Below are 16,535 nucleotides of genomic sequence, written 5' to 3' on the forward strand. Positions count from 1 at the left end.
TCCTCGGGGCCTCCGCGCGCTCTCCCTTTCGGCGCCGCCGCGGACCTTCGGCTCGGAAGCCGTGTACCGGCGTTACGAGGAGGGGCGTGCCATGGCCTTGACGAAGGCCTTCTCGACGTCGGCGGTGGACAGCACGCCGTAGATCTCGCCAGTCTCCTCGACGACCAGGTACTCGGTGGCCGGGCTGGCGCGGAGGTGGTCAAGGAGGGGCTGGCCGGTGAGCTCGGCGGGGACCCTCATGCCGTCGACGAGGTCCTGGGTGAGGGCGCTGACGGCGACCCAGGGGCGGCGGTGCTGGGGGACGGCGGCGATGGCGGTCTCGCGGACGATTCCGGTGGGTGCGCCGTGGCCGTCGACGACGACGAGGGCGCGGGCGCCGGCCTCGTTGGCGCGGCGGAGGGCCTCGGAGAGCGGGGTGGTGGGCTCGACGGGGATGGCGCGGCGGGTGAGGGCGCGGGCGCGCAGCTCCGGGAGGTGTTCGCGCAGCCGGGCCATGCGGAGGCTGTTGCCGGCGCCGGTCCAGATGATCGCGGCGAGGATCGCGGCGAGCAGGGCGTCGGTGACGGTGGTGAAGCCGGAGATGTCCTCGGGCGAGTTGCCGAGCCAGCCGGTGCGGGTGAGCAGCGGGAGGCCGATGAGGACGGTGACGGCGAGGGCGCGGCCGACCCAGGCGGCGGCGACGGTGCCGCTCATGGCGTTGCCGGTGATCTTCCAGATGACGGCGCGGAGCATGCGGCCGCCGTCGAGGGGCAGGCCGGGCAGCAGGTTGAAGACGGCGACGATCAGGTTGGAGATCATCAGCCCGCCGAGGAGTACGCCGGGCACGGTGCCGGGTTCGACCGCGTAGAGGCTGAGGTAGAAGAGTCCGGCGAGCACGAGGGAGAGCAGCGGGCCGACGAAGGCGAGGACGAACTCGCGGCCGGGGGTCTCGGTCTCCTTGTCGATCTCGGAGACGCCGCCGAAGAACTGGAGCTGGATGCGGCGCACCGGGAGCTTGAAGCGGAGCGCGGCGAGCGTGTGGGCGAGTTCGTGGACGAGTACGGAGGCGTAGAAGGCGATGGCGAAGAACAGCGAGACGAGGTAGCGGGCGGCGCCGAGTTCGGGCAGGACGCGTTCGATCTGGTCGCCGAAGACCCACGTGATGAGGGCCGCGACGAGGAACCAGCTGGGGGCTACGTAGACGGGCACGCCGAAGGGCCGGCCCATGAGGATGCCACCGCCTGGCTCCTCGGTCCGCTGCGGCTTGGACTCGTCCTGGTTCACGGGTTCCTCTCGTCGCCGGGCCGCTCGGCCCGCGCACTCGGTCACGGTTCGATCATGCAGCGCGACGGGTCCTGCGTCGATGGTATTCCGCGCGCGCCCGTCGGGTGGATCAGGGTCGGACGGCTACGGACTGTCGGTGGCGGGCCGTAGGGTCTGTGTCATGAGTACGAGCGAGCAGCCGCCCGTGGGCGCCGTGGAGGCACGGCCGCCCGTGTCGCTGTCGCCTTCGCGGGCGAGCGACTTCATGCAGTGCCCCCTGCTGTACCGGTTCCGGGTGATCGACCGGCTGCCGGAGAAGCCGAGCGCGGCGGCGACGCGCGGCACGCTGGTGCACGCGGTGCTGGAGCGGCTGTTCGACGCGCCGGCGGTGGAGCGGACGGTGCCGCGGGCGAAGGCGCTGATCCCGGGGCAGTGGGACCGGCTCCTGGAGTCGCGTCCGGAGCTCGCCGAGCTGTTCGCGGAGGACGCGCAGGGCACGGATCCGACGGAGCCGCGGGCCGAGCGGCTCGCGCGCTGGCTGTCGGAGGCGGAGGCGCTGGTCGAGCGGTGGTTCACGCTGGAGGACCCGACGCGTCTGGAGCCTGCCGAGCGCGAGCTGTTCGTGGAGACGGAGCTGGCGTCCGGGCTGCGGCTGCGCGGGGTGATCGACCGGGTGGACGTGGCGCCGACGGGCGAGGTGCGGATCGTCGACTACAAGACGGGCAAGGCGCCGCGGCCCGAGTACAGCGAGGGCGCGCTGTTCCAGATGAAGTTCTACGCGCTGGTGGTCTGGCGGCTGAGAAACGTGGTGCCGCGCCGGCTGCAGCTGGTGTACCTGGGCAGCGGCGACGTCCTGACGTACGACCCGGTGGAGGCGGATCTGCTGCGGGTGGAGCGCAAGCTGCACGCGTTGTGGGAGGCGATCCGGCTGGCGACGGAGACGGGTGACTGGCGGCCGCGGCCGACGAAGCTGTGCGGCTGGTGCGACCACCAGGCGGTGTGTCCGGAGTTCGGCGGCACTCCCCCGGTGTATCCGCTGCCGGTGGTGCCCGCGCGCCCGCCGGAGTCCGCGGAGTAGGCCCAGGGCAGAATGGATCAGGTCCAGCCCACGCCGTGAAGGAGTTGTCCGTGGCTATCCGCGTCCTACTGGTCGACGACCAGCCGCTGCTGCGCACCGGTTTCCGGATGATCCTGGAGGCCGAGCAGGACCTCGCGGTGGTCGGTGAGGCCGGGGACGGTCTCCAGGCTCTGGACCAGGTGCGGGCGCTGCAGCCCGACGTGGTGCTGATGGACATCCGGATGCCGCGGATGGACGGGGTGGAGGCCACGCGGCAGATCACCGGTCCGGGCCGGGACGGTCCGGCGAAGGTGCTGGTGCTGACCACGTTCGACCTCGACGAATACGTGGTGGAGGCGCTGCGGGCGGGGGCGAGCGGCTTCCTCCTGAAGGACGCCCCGGCGCACGAGCTGGTGCAGGCGATCCGCGTGGTGGCGGCGGGCGAGGCGATGCTGGCGCCGTCGATCACCCGCCGGCTGCTCGACAAGTACTCGGCGCATCTGCCGTCGGGCGAGGAGCAGGTGCCGGACACGCTGAACACGCTGACCGACCGCGAAGTCGAGGTGCTGAAGCTGGTGGCGCGGGGTCTGTCGAACGCGGAGATCGCGGCGGACCTGTTCGTCAGCGAGACGACGGTGAAGACGCACGTCGGGCATGTGCTGACGAAGCTGGGTCTGCGGGACCGGGTGCAGGCGGCGGTGTACGCGTACGAGAGCGGTCTGGTGCGTCCCGGCGCGCAGTGAGTCTCCGGAGGTACGGGTGAGGGCCCGGTGCGCCGCAGGCGCGCCGGGCCCTCGTCGTGGCGGAGGGGCGTCAGCCCTTCTTGATCTCCCAGAAGCGGAAGACGGTGGACGCGTCGAGGGTCCACTCGAGGCCGGTGACGCCCTCGCGGGCCACCGCGTACTGCTTGCCCTGCCACAGCGGCAGCAGCGGGAGCTCGTCGGCGACGAGGTCCTGGACCTTGGTGTACGTGGAGCCGGTCTGGGAGCGGTCCGGGGAGGCGGCGACGGCGGGCAGCAGCTCGCCGGTGATCAGGGCGTTCTCGTAGCGGTTGCCGAGGACGTTGTCGTCGCCGAAGAACGGGGAGGTGAAGTTGTCGGCGTCCGGGTAGTCGGGGACCCAGCCGCGGACGTACACGCCGTACTTGCCGGCCGCGATGTCCTTCTCGTACTGCTCGAAGGAGACGGACCGGACCTTGGCGTCGAACAGGCCGCTGGCGTTGAGCTGGCCGGCGATGGCCTCCATCATCTGGTCGGTGGCGGGGCCGAAGCGGTTCGGCGTGGACCAGAGGGTGAGCTTGACCTTCTCGGTGATCCCGTCCTTGCGCAGCGCGGCCTTGGCCTTGGCCTTGTCGGGCTCGCCGTAGGTGTCGAAGAACGAGGTGGAGTGTCCGGCGATGCCGGCCGGGACGATGGAGTAGAGCGGCGTCGCGGTCGACTTGTAGACGTTCTGGACGAGCGCCTCGCGGTCGACCAGGTGGGCGATGGCCTTGCGGACGCCGAGCTTTCCGACGACGGGGTCCTTGACGTTGAAGACCATGTGCTGGACCTCGGCGCTGGAGCCCTGGACGACCTGGATGCCCTTGTCACCCTGGGAGTTCTCCAGGGCGGCTATGTCGTCGGCGGCCAGGCCTCGGTAGGCGACGTCGACGTCGCCGGCGGAGAGGGCCTTGGCCAGGGCCTCGCGGTCGCCCTGGTAGAGCTTGAGGGTGACGCTGCCGTTCTTCCGCTTGGCGTTGCCCTGGTAGGAGTCGTTGGCGCTGAAGACGGCCTCGGTGTCGCTGAGGGAGTCGAGCTTGTACGGGCCGGAGCCGACGGCCTTGCCGTCGGTGCGCAGGCCGTCGGCCTGGTACTCGCGGTGGTCGACGATGGAACCGGCGCCCGAGGCGATCTTGCTGGGGAAGGTGGCGTCGGGGACCTTCAGCTTGAAGACGACGGTCTTCTCGTCGGGGGTCTCGATGGAGTCGATCGAGGAGAGCAGCGGGGCGGGGCCGTTGGGGTCGGCGATCTTCAGGGCGCGCTCGAAGGAGAACTTGACGTCCTCCGAGGTGAGCGGGTTGCCGTTGGAGAACTTCAGGCCGTCGCGCAGGGTGCAGGTGTAGATCTTGCTGCCGCCGGAGAAGCCGCACTTGTCGGCGGCCTCGGGCTCGGGCTCGGAGGCGCCCTTCGGGAAGGCGAGCAGGGACTGGAAGACGTTGTTGAACAGCAGCCAGGAGCCGGGGTCGTAACCGGCGGCCGGGTCGGTCGCCATGATCTCGTCCGACATGCCGACGCGGACGGCGGACCCGGCGCCGCCGGAGTCACCGCCCTGTTCGGTGCCGCAGCCGCTGAGCAGGGTCGCGGCCAGGCCCGCGGCGAGCGGGGCGGTCAGCCACTTGTTGTGTGCCTTCACAGAACTTGCCTCTTGATCTCTTGCCAGGCCGGCCGCGCAACCGCTGCGCGGCCGGTACAAACGAAGGGGTCAGGCGGTGCCGCGGCCGAGCTCCCACAGGAGCATGTCGGAGGAGGTGTTCAGCGACCACTCGACGCCGGTGATGTCGTCGCGGGCGGCGACGTACTGCTTGCCCTGCCACAGCGGCAGGACGGGGACGTCCTTGGCGACGATCTTCTGGATCTGCTCGAAGACCGGGGCGGCGGCGGTGCGGTCGGCCTCGCGGCGCGACTGCGGGATGAGCCGGTCACGGACGGACTGGTTGACGTAGGGGGTGTTGAGGAAGTTGTCGCTGTCGAGGAACGGAGCGACGTAGTTGTCCGGGTCCGGGTAGTCCGGGAACCAGCCGAGGCCGTAGACGGCGTAGTCGCCGCGCTTCTGGGCCGGGCGGAACCTGGACCATTCGGTGCCCTGGATGCGGGCGTCGAAGAGCTTGGTGGCGTTGAGCTGGGCGCGCAGCGCCTCGAACTCGTCGGCCGTCTCGGCGCCGTAGTGGTCGGTGGTGTAGTGCAGGGTGACCGGGACGGGCGTCTTGACGCCGGCCTCGCGCAGCAGCTTGGCGGCCTTCGACGGGTCGGGCTCGCCGTAGGTGTCGATGAACGAGGTGGCGTGGCCGGTGACGCTGGAGGGGATCAGCGAGTAGAGGGGCTCGGCGGTGGGGCCGTAGACCTGGTCGATCAGCTTGCCGCGGTCGACGACGGAGGCCATGGCCTGCCGGACGGCCTTCTCCTTGACGGCGGGGGCCTTGGTGTTGAAGGCGAGGTAGCGGATCTCCAGACCGGGGACCTCGGTGAGTTCGATGCCCTCCTGGGGCTTCTCGGTGAGTTCCTTGATCTGCGGCTGGGACATGGCGCGGGCGGCCATGTCGATGTCGTCGGAGCGCAGCGCCTTGTCCATGCCGTCGGCGTCGGCGAAGGTGCGCAGTTCGACCCTGTCGTTGCGCAGGGTGATGTCGCCCTTGTAGCGGGTGTTCTTGGTGAAGACGAACTTCGTCGCCTTGTCGCCGTCGCGCTCGGCCTTCATCGTGTACGGGCCGGAGCCGTCGACGTCGAAGCCCTCGCGCAGCGACTTCCCGTCGTACTTGTCCTTGCTGAGGATGCCCGCGACGGGGGTGGAGAGCTTGTACGGGAAGGTCGCGTCGGGCGTCTTGAGGTGGAAGATCACCTCGAGGTCGCCCTTGGTCTCGACGGTGTCGATGTTGGCGAGGAGCGCGGCGGTGCCGTTGTCGGACTTGATGGCGAGCACGCGCTCGACGGAGAACCTGACGTCCTCGGCGGTGATCGGGGTGCCGTCGGCGAAGGTGAGTCCTTCACGGAGCTTGCAGCGGTAGCTCTCGCTCTCCTTGTCGGAGAAGCCGCAGCTCTGGGCCGCCTCGGGGACCGGGGCGCCGCCGCCGCGCGGGACGTGCATGAGGGTCTGGAGGGTCTGCCGCAGGATGTTCCAGGCGCCGGTGTCGTAGGCGAAGGCGGGGTCGAGCGGGGCCGGGGCGTCCTCGGTGGCGACGAACTGGTCCGTGGTGCCGACGACGATCGCTCTGCTCTCGTCCCCTTCACCGCAGCCGGCGAGCAGGGGGGTGAGCAGTGCGGCCACGACCGGCAGCACCAGGGTCTTGCGGTTCATCAGGGACGTTCTCCTCGTCCGGCACGGGGTGACGGCCGGCATTGGTACAGCGGCTTCGGTCACTCCGCCGGACGCCCGGTCGGGGCGTGGCGATCGGGCCGGGACGTGGTGCGATCGGTCCTGCGTACGCGGCGACTTGGGTGGCCGCCGGGGCACGCGGAGGGTGCGGCGGAGTACGTGCGAAAGATTAGTGGGCTACACCAGTGCCACCGGACGGGGAAGACGGCGAAGGCACCCGGCCGACAAGCATGAATACGGTGCGTTCGATAGTCATGCGCGGGAATGATTCGTACGGGCGGTAGCGAACCGGGACACAAGGGCGGGGTGTAACCGGTGGTTTCGGGACACCGCACGCAGACAGGCCACCCGCCGGTCGGCACTCTGGGTGACCAAAGTCACTCAGGGTTCCTTCCGGCGGATGGCCTGAAGTTTCCGGGCGCGAACGGCGCGGGCCGTCAGACGGCCCTGGGCGAGGCGATCAGCGTCCGGAGGAAGGGCACGTCGACCTCCTCCAGGGAGCGGACCACCACCCGGCCCGCGGAGGGCGCGATCGGGGCGACGGAGGGCACCGCGACGACCCGGCAGCCGGCCGCCTCGGCAGCGGCGACGCCGGTCGCGGTGTCCTCGACGACCGCGCACAGCGCCGGCTCGGCGCCGACGCCCCGTGCGGCGGTGAGATACGGCTCCGGGTGCGGCTTGGTGCGGGCCACCTCGTCCCCCGCGACGGTCAGCGCGAACCGGTCCCGGCCGAGCGAGGCGAGCACCCGGTCGATGATGCGGCGGTGCGAGGCGGAGACCAGGGCGGTCGGGATGTTGTGCCGGGCCAGTTCGGTGAGCAGGCGGTCGGCGCCCGGCATCAGCGGCACGCCCCGGTCGATGCGCTGCTCGAACTTCTCGTTGAGCAGTACGGTCAGCTCCTCCAGCGTGATGTCGGCGCCGGTGGCCTCGATCAGGTAGCCGGCGCTGCGCGTCATGGGCCCGCCCACGACGACGTCCCGCCAGGCCTCGTCGAGCCGGTGTCCGAGGTCGGCGAAGACCTCCACCTCCGCGTCCCACCAGAAGCCCTCGGTGTCGACGAGGGTGCCGTCCATGTCGAGGAAGACCGCCTGCAGCGCGGAGCTCCCGTTGGCACGGAACAAGGACGCGGGGACCGTACTGGTCATCCGGCACACCTCCATGGAGGGACGAAGAGGCCGGCCACCCTCCCCGGTACGGGGGTGGGCGACCGGCCTGCACTGGACCGACCAGTGTACGTCGCGATCACACGCGGCGCAGGGATTTACCCCCGTACCGGTTACCGAGCGTTGAAGTACTTCGCCTCGGGGTGATGGATGACGATGGCGTCCGTGGACTGCTCGGGGTGCAGCTGGAACTCCTCCGAGAGGTGGACGCCGATCCGCTCCGGCTCCAGGAGTTCGGCGATCTTCGCCCGGTCCTCCAGGTCGGGGCAGGCGCCGTAGCCGAGGGAGAAGCGCGCGCCGCGGTACTTGAGCGCGAACATGTCCTCGACGTCGGCGGGGTCCTCGCCGCCGAAGCCGAGCTCGGCGCGGACCCGGGCGTGCCAGTACTCGGCGAGGGCCTCGGCCAGCTGCACGGAAAGGCCGTGCAGCTCCAGGTAGTCGCGGTAGGAGTCGGACGCGAAGAGCTCGGCCGTGGCCTCGCCGATCTTCGAGCCGACGGTGACGACCTGGAGGCCGACGACGTCGGTCTCGCCGGACTCCTCCGGGCGGAAGAAGTCCGCGAGGCACAGGCGCCGCCCGCGCCGCTGGCGCGGGAAGGTGAAGCGGGTGCGCTCGTTGCCGGCCTCGTCGAGGATGATCAGGTCGTCGCCCTTGGAGACGCAGGGGAAGTAGCCGTGGACGACGGCCGCCTCCAGGAGGTTCTCCGTGTGCAGGCGCTCCAGCCAGCCGCGCAGCCGCGGCCGGCCCTCGGTCTCGACGAGCTCCTCGTACGAGGGGCCGTCGCCGGCGCGGTTCTGCTTGAGGCCCCACTGGCCCTTGAACAGGGCGCCCTCGTCGAGCCAGCTCGCGTACTCCTTGAGCTGGATGCCCTTGACGACCCGGGTGCCCCAGAACGGCGGCGTCGGCACCGGGTTGTCGGTGGCGACGTCCGAGCGGCCGCCGGGCTCCGGCTCGTCGATCTGGAGGGTGGCGGCGCCCTTGGCGACCCGGCGCTGCTTGAGCTCGGGCAGGGCCGCGCCGGGCACGCCGCGCTTGACGGCGATGAGGGCGTCCATCAGGCGCAGGCCCTCGAAGGCGTCGCGGGCGTAGCGGACCTCGCCCTGGTAGATCTCGTGCAGGTCCTGCTCGACGTAGGCGCGGGTGAGGGCGGCGCCGCCGAGGATCACCGGGTACCTGGCGGCCAGCTCGCGCTGGTTCAGCTCCTCCAGGTTCTCCTTCATGATCACCGTGGACTTCACCAGCAGACCGGACATGCCGATCACGTCGGCGGAGTGCTCCTCGGCGGCCTCGAGGATCGCGGAGACGGGCTGCTTGATGCCCAGGTTGACGACGTTGTAGCCGTTGTTGGACAGGATGATGTCGACGAGGTTCTTGCCGATGTCGTGGACGTCGCCGCGGACGGTGGCGAGCACGATCGTGCCCTTGCCCTCCGCGTCGGACTTCTCCATGTGCGGCTCCAGGTAGGCCACCGCGGTCTTCATGACCTCGGCGGACTGGAGCACGAACGGCAGCTGCATCTGGCCGGAGCCGAACAGCTCGCCGACCACCTTCATGCCGTCGAGCAGCGTGTTGTTGACGATGTCGAGCGCGGGCGTGGTGGTCAGGGCCTCGTCGAGGTCGGCCTCCAGGCCGTTCTTCTCGCCGTCGATGATCCGCCGCTTGAGTCGCTCCTCCAGCGGCAGGGCGGCCAGTTCCTCCGCCTTGCCGGCCTTGAGGGACTTGGCGGTGGCGCCCTCGAACAGGGCCATCAGCTTCTGCAGCGGGTCGTAGTCCTCGGTGCGCCGGTCGTAGATCAGGTCGAGCGCGGTGGTGACCTGCTCCTCGTCGAAGCGGGCGATCGGGAGGATCTTCGAGGCGTGGACGATGGCCGAGTCCAGGCCGGCCTTCACGCACTCGTCGAGGAAGACGGAGTTGAGCAGGATGCGCGCGGCCGGGTTGAGGCCGAAGGAGATGTTGGACAGGCCGAGCGTGGTCTGCACGTCCGGGTGGCGCCGCTTCAGCTCGCGGATCGCCTCGATCGTGGCGATGCCGTCGCCCCGCGACTCCTCCTGACCGGTGCAGATGGTGAAGGTCAGGGTGTCGATGAGGATGTCCGACTCGCGGATGCCCCAGTTGCCCGTGAGGTCGTCGATGAGCCGCTCGGCGATCTCGACCTTCTTCTCGACGGTGCGGGCCTGGCCCTCCTCGTCGATGGTCAGGGCGATCAGGGCCGCGCCGTGCTGCTGGGCGAGGCGGGTGACCTTCGCGAAGCGGGACTCCGGGCCGTCGCCGTCCTCGTAGTTGACGGAGTTGATGACCGCGCGGCCGCCGAGCTTCTCCAGGCCCGCCTGGATGACGTCGACCTCGGTGGAGTCGAGGACGATCGGCAGGGTGGAGGCGGTGGCGAAGCGGCCGGCCAGCTCCTTCATGTCGGCGACGCCGTCGCGGCCGACGTAGTCCACGCAGAGGTCGAGCATGTGCGCGCCCTCGCGGATCTGGTCGCGGGCCATCTCGACGCAGTCGTCCCAGCGGGCCTCCAGCATGGCCTCGCGGAACTTCTTCGAGCCGTTGGCGTTCGTCCGCTCGCCGATGGCGAGGTACGAGGTGTCCTGGCGGAACGGGACCGTCTGGTAGAGCGAGGCGGCGCCGGGCTCGGGGTGCGGCTCGCGGACGGGCGGAACGACGCCGCGGACGCGCTCGACGACCTGGCGCAGGTGCTCGGGCGTGGTGCCGCAGCAGCCGCCGACCAGGTTGAGGCCGTACTCGCGGACGAACGTCTCGTGGGCGTCGGCCAGCTCCTCGGCCGAGAGCGGGTAGTGCGCGCCGTCCTTGGTCAGCACGGGCAGGCCGGCGTTGGGCATGCAGGAGAGCGCGATGCCCGCGTGCCGGGCGAGGTAGCGCAGGTGCTCGCTCATCTCGGCGGGGCCGGTGGCGCAGTTCATGCCGATCATGTCGATGCCGAGCGGCTCGAGCGCGGTCAGCGCGGCACCGATCTCGGAGCCGAGCAGCATGGTGCCGGTGGTCTCGACGGTGACCGAGGTGATCAGCGGGACGGTGTAGCCGGCGATCTCCATGGCGCGGTGCGCGGCGATGATCGCGGCCTTGGTCTGGAGGAGGTCCTGGGTGGTCTCGACGAGCAGGGCGTCGGCGCCGCCGGCGAGGAGGCCCTCGGCGTTCTGCTGGTAGGCGTCGCGGATGGTGCTGTACTCGACGTGGCCGAGGGTGGGCAGCTTGGTGCCCGGGCCCATCGAGCCGAGGACCCAGCGCTGCTGTCCGGTCCTCTCCGTGTACTCGTCGGCGGCCTCGCGGGCGATGCGCGCGCCGGCCTCGGAGAGCTCGTGGATGCGGTGGGCGATGTCGTACTCGCCGAGCGCGGAGAAGTTGCAGTTGAAGGTGTTGGTGCCGACGCAGTCGGTGCCGACCGCGAGGTAGGCGTCGTGGACCGAACGGACGATGTCCGGGCGGGAGACGTTCAGGATCTCGTTACAGCCCTCGAGCTGCTGGAAGTCCTCGAGGGAGGGGTCCTGGGCCTGGAGCATCGTGCCCATGGCGCCGTCGGAGACGACGACCCGGGAGGCGAAGGCCTCGCGGAGGGCGTCGGCCCGCCGGGCGGCGGTTGCGGGTGCGGCGGAAGGGGTCGGCGACGAGGCCATGGATAGGGCTCCCTGGGATGCGACGGCTGTCGGCTTTGCGCCCTCGGCGGAGGGTGCACGGGCCCAGAGTAGCCGCGTGAGTGCCGGGGTGGACACGGGGTTCCAGCAGGTGGACGGCATCCTGTGTCCGGGGACTCCCGGTCCGGCCCGTTCTTGTCCGACACTGTCAGGTGTGACACAAGGTCGGCATCGACCGATAGTGTTCAGCATTGTCGAACAGCATGTGAGGAGAAGGGCCGGGCGATGGCGAAGAACATCCAGTCGCTTGAACGGGCGGCGGCGATGCTGCGACTGCTCGCGGGCGGCGAGCGCCGGCTCGGCCTGTCCGACATCGCCTCCTCGCTGGGCCTCGCCAAGGGCACGGCACACGGCATCCTGCGCACCCTCCAGGCGGAGGGCTTCGTCGAGCAGGACCCGGCGTCCGGCCGCTACCAGCTGGGCGCGGAGCTGCTGCGCCTCGGCAACAGCTATCTCGACGTGCACGAGCTGCGCGCGCGGGCCCTGGTCTGGACGGACGACCTGGCCCGCTCCAGCGGCGAGAGCGTCCACCTGGGCGTGCTGCACCAGCAGGGCGTGCTCATCGTCCACCACGTCTTCCGGCCGGACGACAGCCGCCAGGTCCTGGAGGTGGGGGCCATGCAGCCGCTGCACTCCACGGCCCTCGGCAAGGTGCTCTCGGCGTACGACCCGGTGGCGCACAGCGAGGCGGTGGAGGTCGAGCGGGAGCCGTTCACGCCCCGTACGGTCACCGCGCTCGCGGACTTCGAGATGCTGCTGGACATGACCCGCGCGCGCGGCTGGGCGGCGGACGTGGAGGAGACCTGGGAGGGCGTGGCCTCGGTGGCCGCGCCCATCCACGACCGGCGCCGGATGCCGGTGGGGGCGGTGGCCATCACGGGTGCGGTGGAGCGGGTCTGCGCGGGCGGCGAGCTGCGCTCGGAGCTCGTGGCGGCCGTCCGGGACTGCGCCCGCGCGGTCTCCCGCGACCTGGGCGCGGGCCGTTTCTGACCCCCACAGGCCCTTCCGAGGCCGCTCGCGGGGCCGCGTGTCCGGCTCCGCCGGAGCACGTTCCAACCCGTCGGTAACGATCGCGTTATCGGCGGGTTTTTCGCGCTCGCGACCCTTGACGCGCTGTTAACCGTGGCGCAAAACTTCCGTTCATCGGTCGGCATTGTCGAACAGCTACCGGCAATACGCGCTAAGGTGTGACAGTGCCAAGGGCCGGCAACGCCCTCACCTGAGGGCGCGAACCACCGGAGGGACCCGTGGTTCGCCTTCCCCTGGACGAAGGACAAAGGAGTCGCGGGTGTCCAGCTCCGACATCTTCATCGGCGAGACCATCGGTACCGCCGTACTCATCCTGCTCGGCGGCGGCGTCTGCGCCGCCGTGACGCTGAAGAGCTCCAAGGCCCGCAACGCGGGCTGGCTCGCGATCACGTTCGGGTGGGGCTTCGCCGTCATGACGGCGGTCTACATGACCGCTTCCCTCTCCGGCGCCCATCTGAACCCCGCCGTCACGATCGGCATAGCGATCAAGAGCGGCGACTGGAGCGACGTGCCGGTGTACGTCGCCGGCCAGATGCTCGGCGCCATGATCGGCGCGGCGCTGGTCTGGATCGCCTACTACGGCCAGTTCCGGGCCCACCTCACGGACGAGTCGATCATCTCGACCCCGCACGAGGAGGGCATGGTCGACCAGAAGGCCGCGCCCAAGGCGGGTCCGGTGCTCGGCATCTTCTCCACCGGCCCGGAGATCCGTAACCCCTGGCAGAACCTCGCCACCGAGATCATCGGCACCGTCGTGCTGGTGCTGGCCGTGCTCACCCAGGGCCTCAACGACAGCGGCAAGGGCCTCGGCGTCATCGGCGCCCTGATCACCGCCTTCGTGGTGGTCTCCATCGGACTCTCGCTGGGCGGCCCGACCGGCTACGCCATCAACCCGGCCCGCGACCTGGGCCCGCGCATCGTGCACGCCCTCCTCCCGCTGCCGAACAAGGGCGGCTCCGACTGGAGCTACGCCTGGATCCCGGTCGCCGGTCCGCTGATCGGCGGCGCCATCGCCGCGGGTATCTACAACCTCGCGTTCGCCTGAGCCGTCCTTCTTCCAGCCTTCCCTTGGAGTACACCGTGACCGACGCCCACACCGCCGGACCGTTCATCGCCGCCATCGACCAGGGCACCACCTCGTCCCGCTGCATCGTCTTCGACAAGGACGGCCGCATCGTCTCCGTCGACCAGAAGGAGCACGAGCAGATCTTCCCGAAGCCGGGCTGGGTCGAGCACGACGCCATGGAGATCTGGACCAACGTCCAGGAGGTCGTCGCCGGCGCCATCGCCAAGGCCGGCATCACCGCGGCCGACGTCAAGGCGATCGGCATCACCAACCAGCGCGAGACCACCCTGATGTGGGACAGGAACACCGGCGAGCCGGTGCACAACGCGCTGGTCTGGCAGGACACCCGCACCGACGCCCTGTGCAAGGAACTCGGCCGCAACGTCGGCCAGGACCGCTTCCGCCGCGAGACCGGCCTCCCGCTCGCCTCGTACTTCTCCGGCCCCAAGGTCCGCTGGCTGCTCGACAACGTCGAGGGCCTGCGCGAGCGCGCCGAGCGCGGCGACATCCTCTTCGGCACCATGGACTCCTGGGTCATCTGGAACCTGACCGGCGGTGTCGAGGGCGGCCACCACGTCACCGACGTCACCAACGCCTCCCGCACCCTCCTGATGAACCTCCACGAGATGGCCTGGGACGAGCGCATCCTCGCCTCCATGGACATCCCGGCCGCGGTGCTGCCGGAGATCCGCTCCTCCGCCGAGGTGTACGGCACCGTCAAGGGCGGCGTCCTCGACGGCGTCCCGGTCGCCTCCGCGCTCGGCGACCAGCAGGCCGCCCTGTTCGGCCAGACCTGTTTCGCCGAGGGCGAGGCCAAGTCCACGTACGGCACCGGAACGTTCATGCTGATGAACACCGGTGACAAGATCATCAACTCCTACAGCGGTCTGCTGACCACGGTCGGCTACCAGATCGGCGACGAGAAGCCGGTCTACGCGCTGGAGGGCTCGATCGCCGTCACCGGCTCCCTGGTGCAGTGGATGCGCGACCAGATGGGCCTCATCAAGTCCGCCGCCGAGATCGAGACCCTCGCCTCCTCGGTCGAGGACAACGGCGGCGCCTACTTCGTGCCCGCCTTCTCCGGCCTCTTCGCCCCGTACTGGCGCTCCGACGCCCGCGGTGTCATCGCCGGCCTCACCCGCTACGTCACCAAGGCGCACATCGCCCGTGCCGTCCTGGAGGCCACCGCCTGGCAGACCCGCGAGATCACCGACGCCATGACCAAGGACTCCGGCGTGGAGCTGACGGCCCTCAAGGTCGACGGCGGCATGACCTCCAACAACCTGCTGATGCAGACCCTCTCCGACTTCCTGGACGCCCCCGTCGTGCGCCCGATGGTCGCCGAGACCACCTGCCTCGGCGCCGCCTACGCCGCCGGCCTGGCCGTCGGCTTCTGGCCCGACACCGACGCCCTGCGCGCCAACTGGCGCCGGGCCGCCGAGTGGACCCCTCGCATGGACGCCGACAAGCGCGACAGCGAGTACAAGAACTGGCTCAAGGCCGTAGAGCGCTCCATGGGCTGGATCGAAGCAGAAGAGAACTGACGAGGAGCAATTCGCGATGACCACCCTGCAGAGCCTCCCCTCCCTGGGGACGCACCCGGCCGCCGGTTCGCTTCCGACCCGCGCCGAGACCAGGGAGCAGCTGTCCAAGGCGACGTACGACCTCCTGGTGATCGGCGGCGGCATCCTGGGCATCTCCACCGCCTGGCACGCCGCGCAGTCCGGGCTGCGGGTGGCCCTGGTGGACGCCGGCGACTTCGCCGGCGCCACCTCCTCCGCCTCCTCCAAGCTCCTCCACGGCGGTCTGCGCTACCTGCAGACCGGCGCGGTCAAGCTCGTCGCGGAGAACCACTTCGAGCGGCGCGCGGTCTCCCGACAGGTGGCCCCCCACCTGTCCAACCCGCTCACCTTCTACCTGCCCGTCTACAAGGGCGGCCCGCACGGCGCGGCCAAGCTCGGCGCCGGCGTCTTCGCCTACAGCGCCCTGTCCGCCTTCGGCGACGGCGTCGGCCACCTGCTGAGCCCCGCCAAGGCCGCCCAGGACGTGCCGGAGCTGCGCACCGACAACCTGAAGGCCGTCGCGGTCTACGGCGACGACCAGATGAACGACGCCCGCATGGCGCTGATGACGGTCCGCGCCGCCGTCGACGCCGGCGCGGTCGTCCTCAACCACGCCGAGGTCACCGGCCTGCGCTTCACCAAGGGCCGGGTCACCGGCGCCGAGCTCAGGGACCGGCTGTCCGGCGAGGAGTTCGGCGTCACCGCCCGCCTGGTGCTCAACGCCACCGGCCCGTGGGTCGACCACCTGCGGAAGATGGAGGACCCCAACGCGGCGCCCTCCATCCGCCTCTCCAAGGGCGCCCACCTGGTGCTCAAGCGCACCTCTCCGTGGAAGGCCGCGCTGGCCACCCCGATCGACAAGTACCGGATCACCTTCGCCCTCCCGTGGGAGGACATGCTCCTGCTCGGCACCACCGACGAGGAGTACGAGGGCGACCCGGCCGAGGTCGCGGTCAACGACAAGGACATAGCCCAGATCCTGGACGAGGCCGCCTTCTCCATCCGCGACCAACAGCTCGACCGCTCCCTGATCACCTACGCCTTCGCCGGCCTGCGGGTGCTGCCCGGCGGCCCGGGCGACACCTCCAAGGCCAAGCGGGAGACGGTCGTCACCGAGGGCCGCGGCGGCATGCTGTCGGTCGCCGGCGGCAAGTGGACCACCTTCCGCCACATCGGCCGCACGATCATGAAGAAGCTGGAGTCGCTCCCGGGCCACCCGCTCGGCGAGGACTACGAGCCGGTGTCGGCGCTGCCGAAGCGGCTGCCGCTGCCCGGCATCGCCAATCCGAACGCGGTCGCCCACCGGCTGCTCGTGGACGGCCCGGCGCCCGGCCCGCGGATGTCCGCCGACACCGCCAAGCACCTGGCCACCCACTACGGCTCGCTCGCCTTCGACATCGCCCGCATGGCGAACGAGAGCCCCGAGCTCGCCGAGCGCATCCACCCCGACGCGCCGGAGATCTGGGCCCAGGTCGCCTACGCCCGCGACCTCGAGTGGGCCGAGACCGCGGACGACGTGCTGCGCCGCCGCACCACCCTGACCATCCGCGGCCTCGCCACCGACGAGATCCGCGGCAAGGTCGAGGACATGCTGCGCAAGTGAGCGGTGCGGTAAGGGGCGGTCTCCATTGGGGACCGCCCCTTACCCGTTCCGTGTGCGGCCCGGTTTTCCTGGGTAGTTGATCAAGGCCGACGCGG

11 protein-coding genes are annotated in these 16,535 nt (G+C 70.5%); 6 read left to right on the forward strand and 5 right to left on the reverse strand.

All coding sequences use genetic code 11. The features are described from left to right. Window positions 1-72: 72 nt before the first annotated feature. On the reverse strand, window positions 73-1,263 hold the full coding sequence (locus ACFVGS_RS27985) for a site-2 protease family protein (protein WP_384414560.1): 1,191 nt from the start codon (window positions 1,261-1,263) through the stop codon (window positions 73-75). 160 nt (window positions 1,264-1,423) lie between these two features. Between ACFVGS_RS27985 and ACFVGS_RS27990 the strand changes: the two genes are divergently transcribed. After that, entirely contained in the window at window positions 1,424-2,320 is an 897-nt protein-coding gene (locus ACFVGS_RS27990) for a RecB family exonuclease (protein ID WP_384414557.1), read from the forward strand. A 50-nt stretch (window positions 2,321-2,370) separates the two neighbouring features. Next, window positions 2,371-3,042 (forward strand): response regulator, encoded by a 672-nt coding sequence (locus ACFVGS_RS27995; protein WP_384414555.1) that lies wholly within the window; start codon window positions 2,371-2,373, stop codon window positions 3,040-3,042. Window positions 3,043-3,112: 70 nt separating this feature from the next. On the opposite strand, the gene ACFVGS_RS28000 is transcribed toward ACFVGS_RS27995, so the two are convergent. From ACFVGS_RS28000 to metH, 4 genes are all read right to left on the reverse strand, one after another. Then, on the reverse strand, window positions 3,113-4,690 hold the full coding sequence (locus ACFVGS_RS28000; RefSeq protein ID WP_384414553.1) for an ABC transporter substrate-binding protein: 1,578 nt from the start codon (window positions 4,688-4,690) through the stop codon (window positions 3,113-3,115). Between the two features lie 69 nt (window positions 4,691-4,759). After that, window positions 4,760-6,349 (reverse strand): ABC transporter substrate-binding protein, encoded by a 1,590-nt coding sequence (locus ACFVGS_RS28005; protein ID WP_385694304.1) that lies wholly within the window; start codon window positions 6,347-6,349, stop codon window positions 4,760-4,762. Between the two features lie 455 nt (window positions 6,350-6,804). Beyond that, entirely contained in the window at window positions 6,805-7,512 is a 708-nt protein-coding gene (locus ACFVGS_RS28010) for an HAD family hydrolase (protein ID WP_384414547.1), read from the reverse strand. Window positions 7,513-7,643: 131 nt separating this feature from the next. Next, entirely contained in the window at window positions 7,644-11,162 is a 3,519-nt protein-coding gene (gene metH, locus ACFVGS_RS28015) for a methionine synthase (RefSeq protein ID WP_385694306.1), read from the reverse strand. A gap of 243 nt (window positions 11,163-11,405) precedes the next feature. On the opposite strand from metH, the gene ACFVGS_RS28020 reads away from it, so the two are divergent. The 4 genes from ACFVGS_RS28020 to ACFVGS_RS28035 all read left to right on the forward strand — a co-directional run bounded on the left by ACFVGS_RS28020 (window position 11,406) and on the right by ACFVGS_RS28035 (window position 16,440). After that, the gene (locus tag ACFVGS_RS28020) at window positions 11,406-12,170 is read left to right on the forward strand and encodes an IclR family transcriptional regulator (protein ID WP_385694309.1); all 765 of its coding nucleotides are present in this window, start codon (window positions 11,406-11,408) and stop codon (window positions 12,168-12,170) included. Between the two features lie 298 nt (window positions 12,171-12,468). Further along, window positions 12,469-13,254, forward strand: coding sequence for an MIP/aquaporin family protein (locus tag ACFVGS_RS28025; RefSeq protein ID WP_384414539.1), 786 nt, complete (start codon window positions 12,469-12,471; stop codon window positions 13,252-13,254). 35 nt (window positions 13,255-13,289) lie between these two features. After that, a complete protein-coding gene (gene glpK, locus ACFVGS_RS28030) occupies window positions 13,290-14,819 on the forward strand; it encodes a glycerol kinase GlpK (RefSeq protein WP_384414536.1) in 1,530 nt (509 codons plus the stop codon). Between the two features lie 16 nt (window positions 14,820-14,835). After that, window positions 14,836-16,440: an FAD-dependent oxidoreductase gene (locus ACFVGS_RS28035; protein ID WP_384414533.1), complete on the forward strand. Its 1,605-nt coding sequence runs from the start codon at window positions 14,836-14,838 to the stop codon at window positions 16,438-16,440. The last annotated feature ends 95 nt before the right edge of the window (window positions 16,441-16,535 follow it).

This window comes from Streptomyces sp. NPDC127114 (assembly GCF_042677525.1).
Classification (GTDB): domain Bacteria; phylum Actinomycetota; class Actinomycetes; order Streptomycetales; family Streptomycetaceae; genus Streptomyces.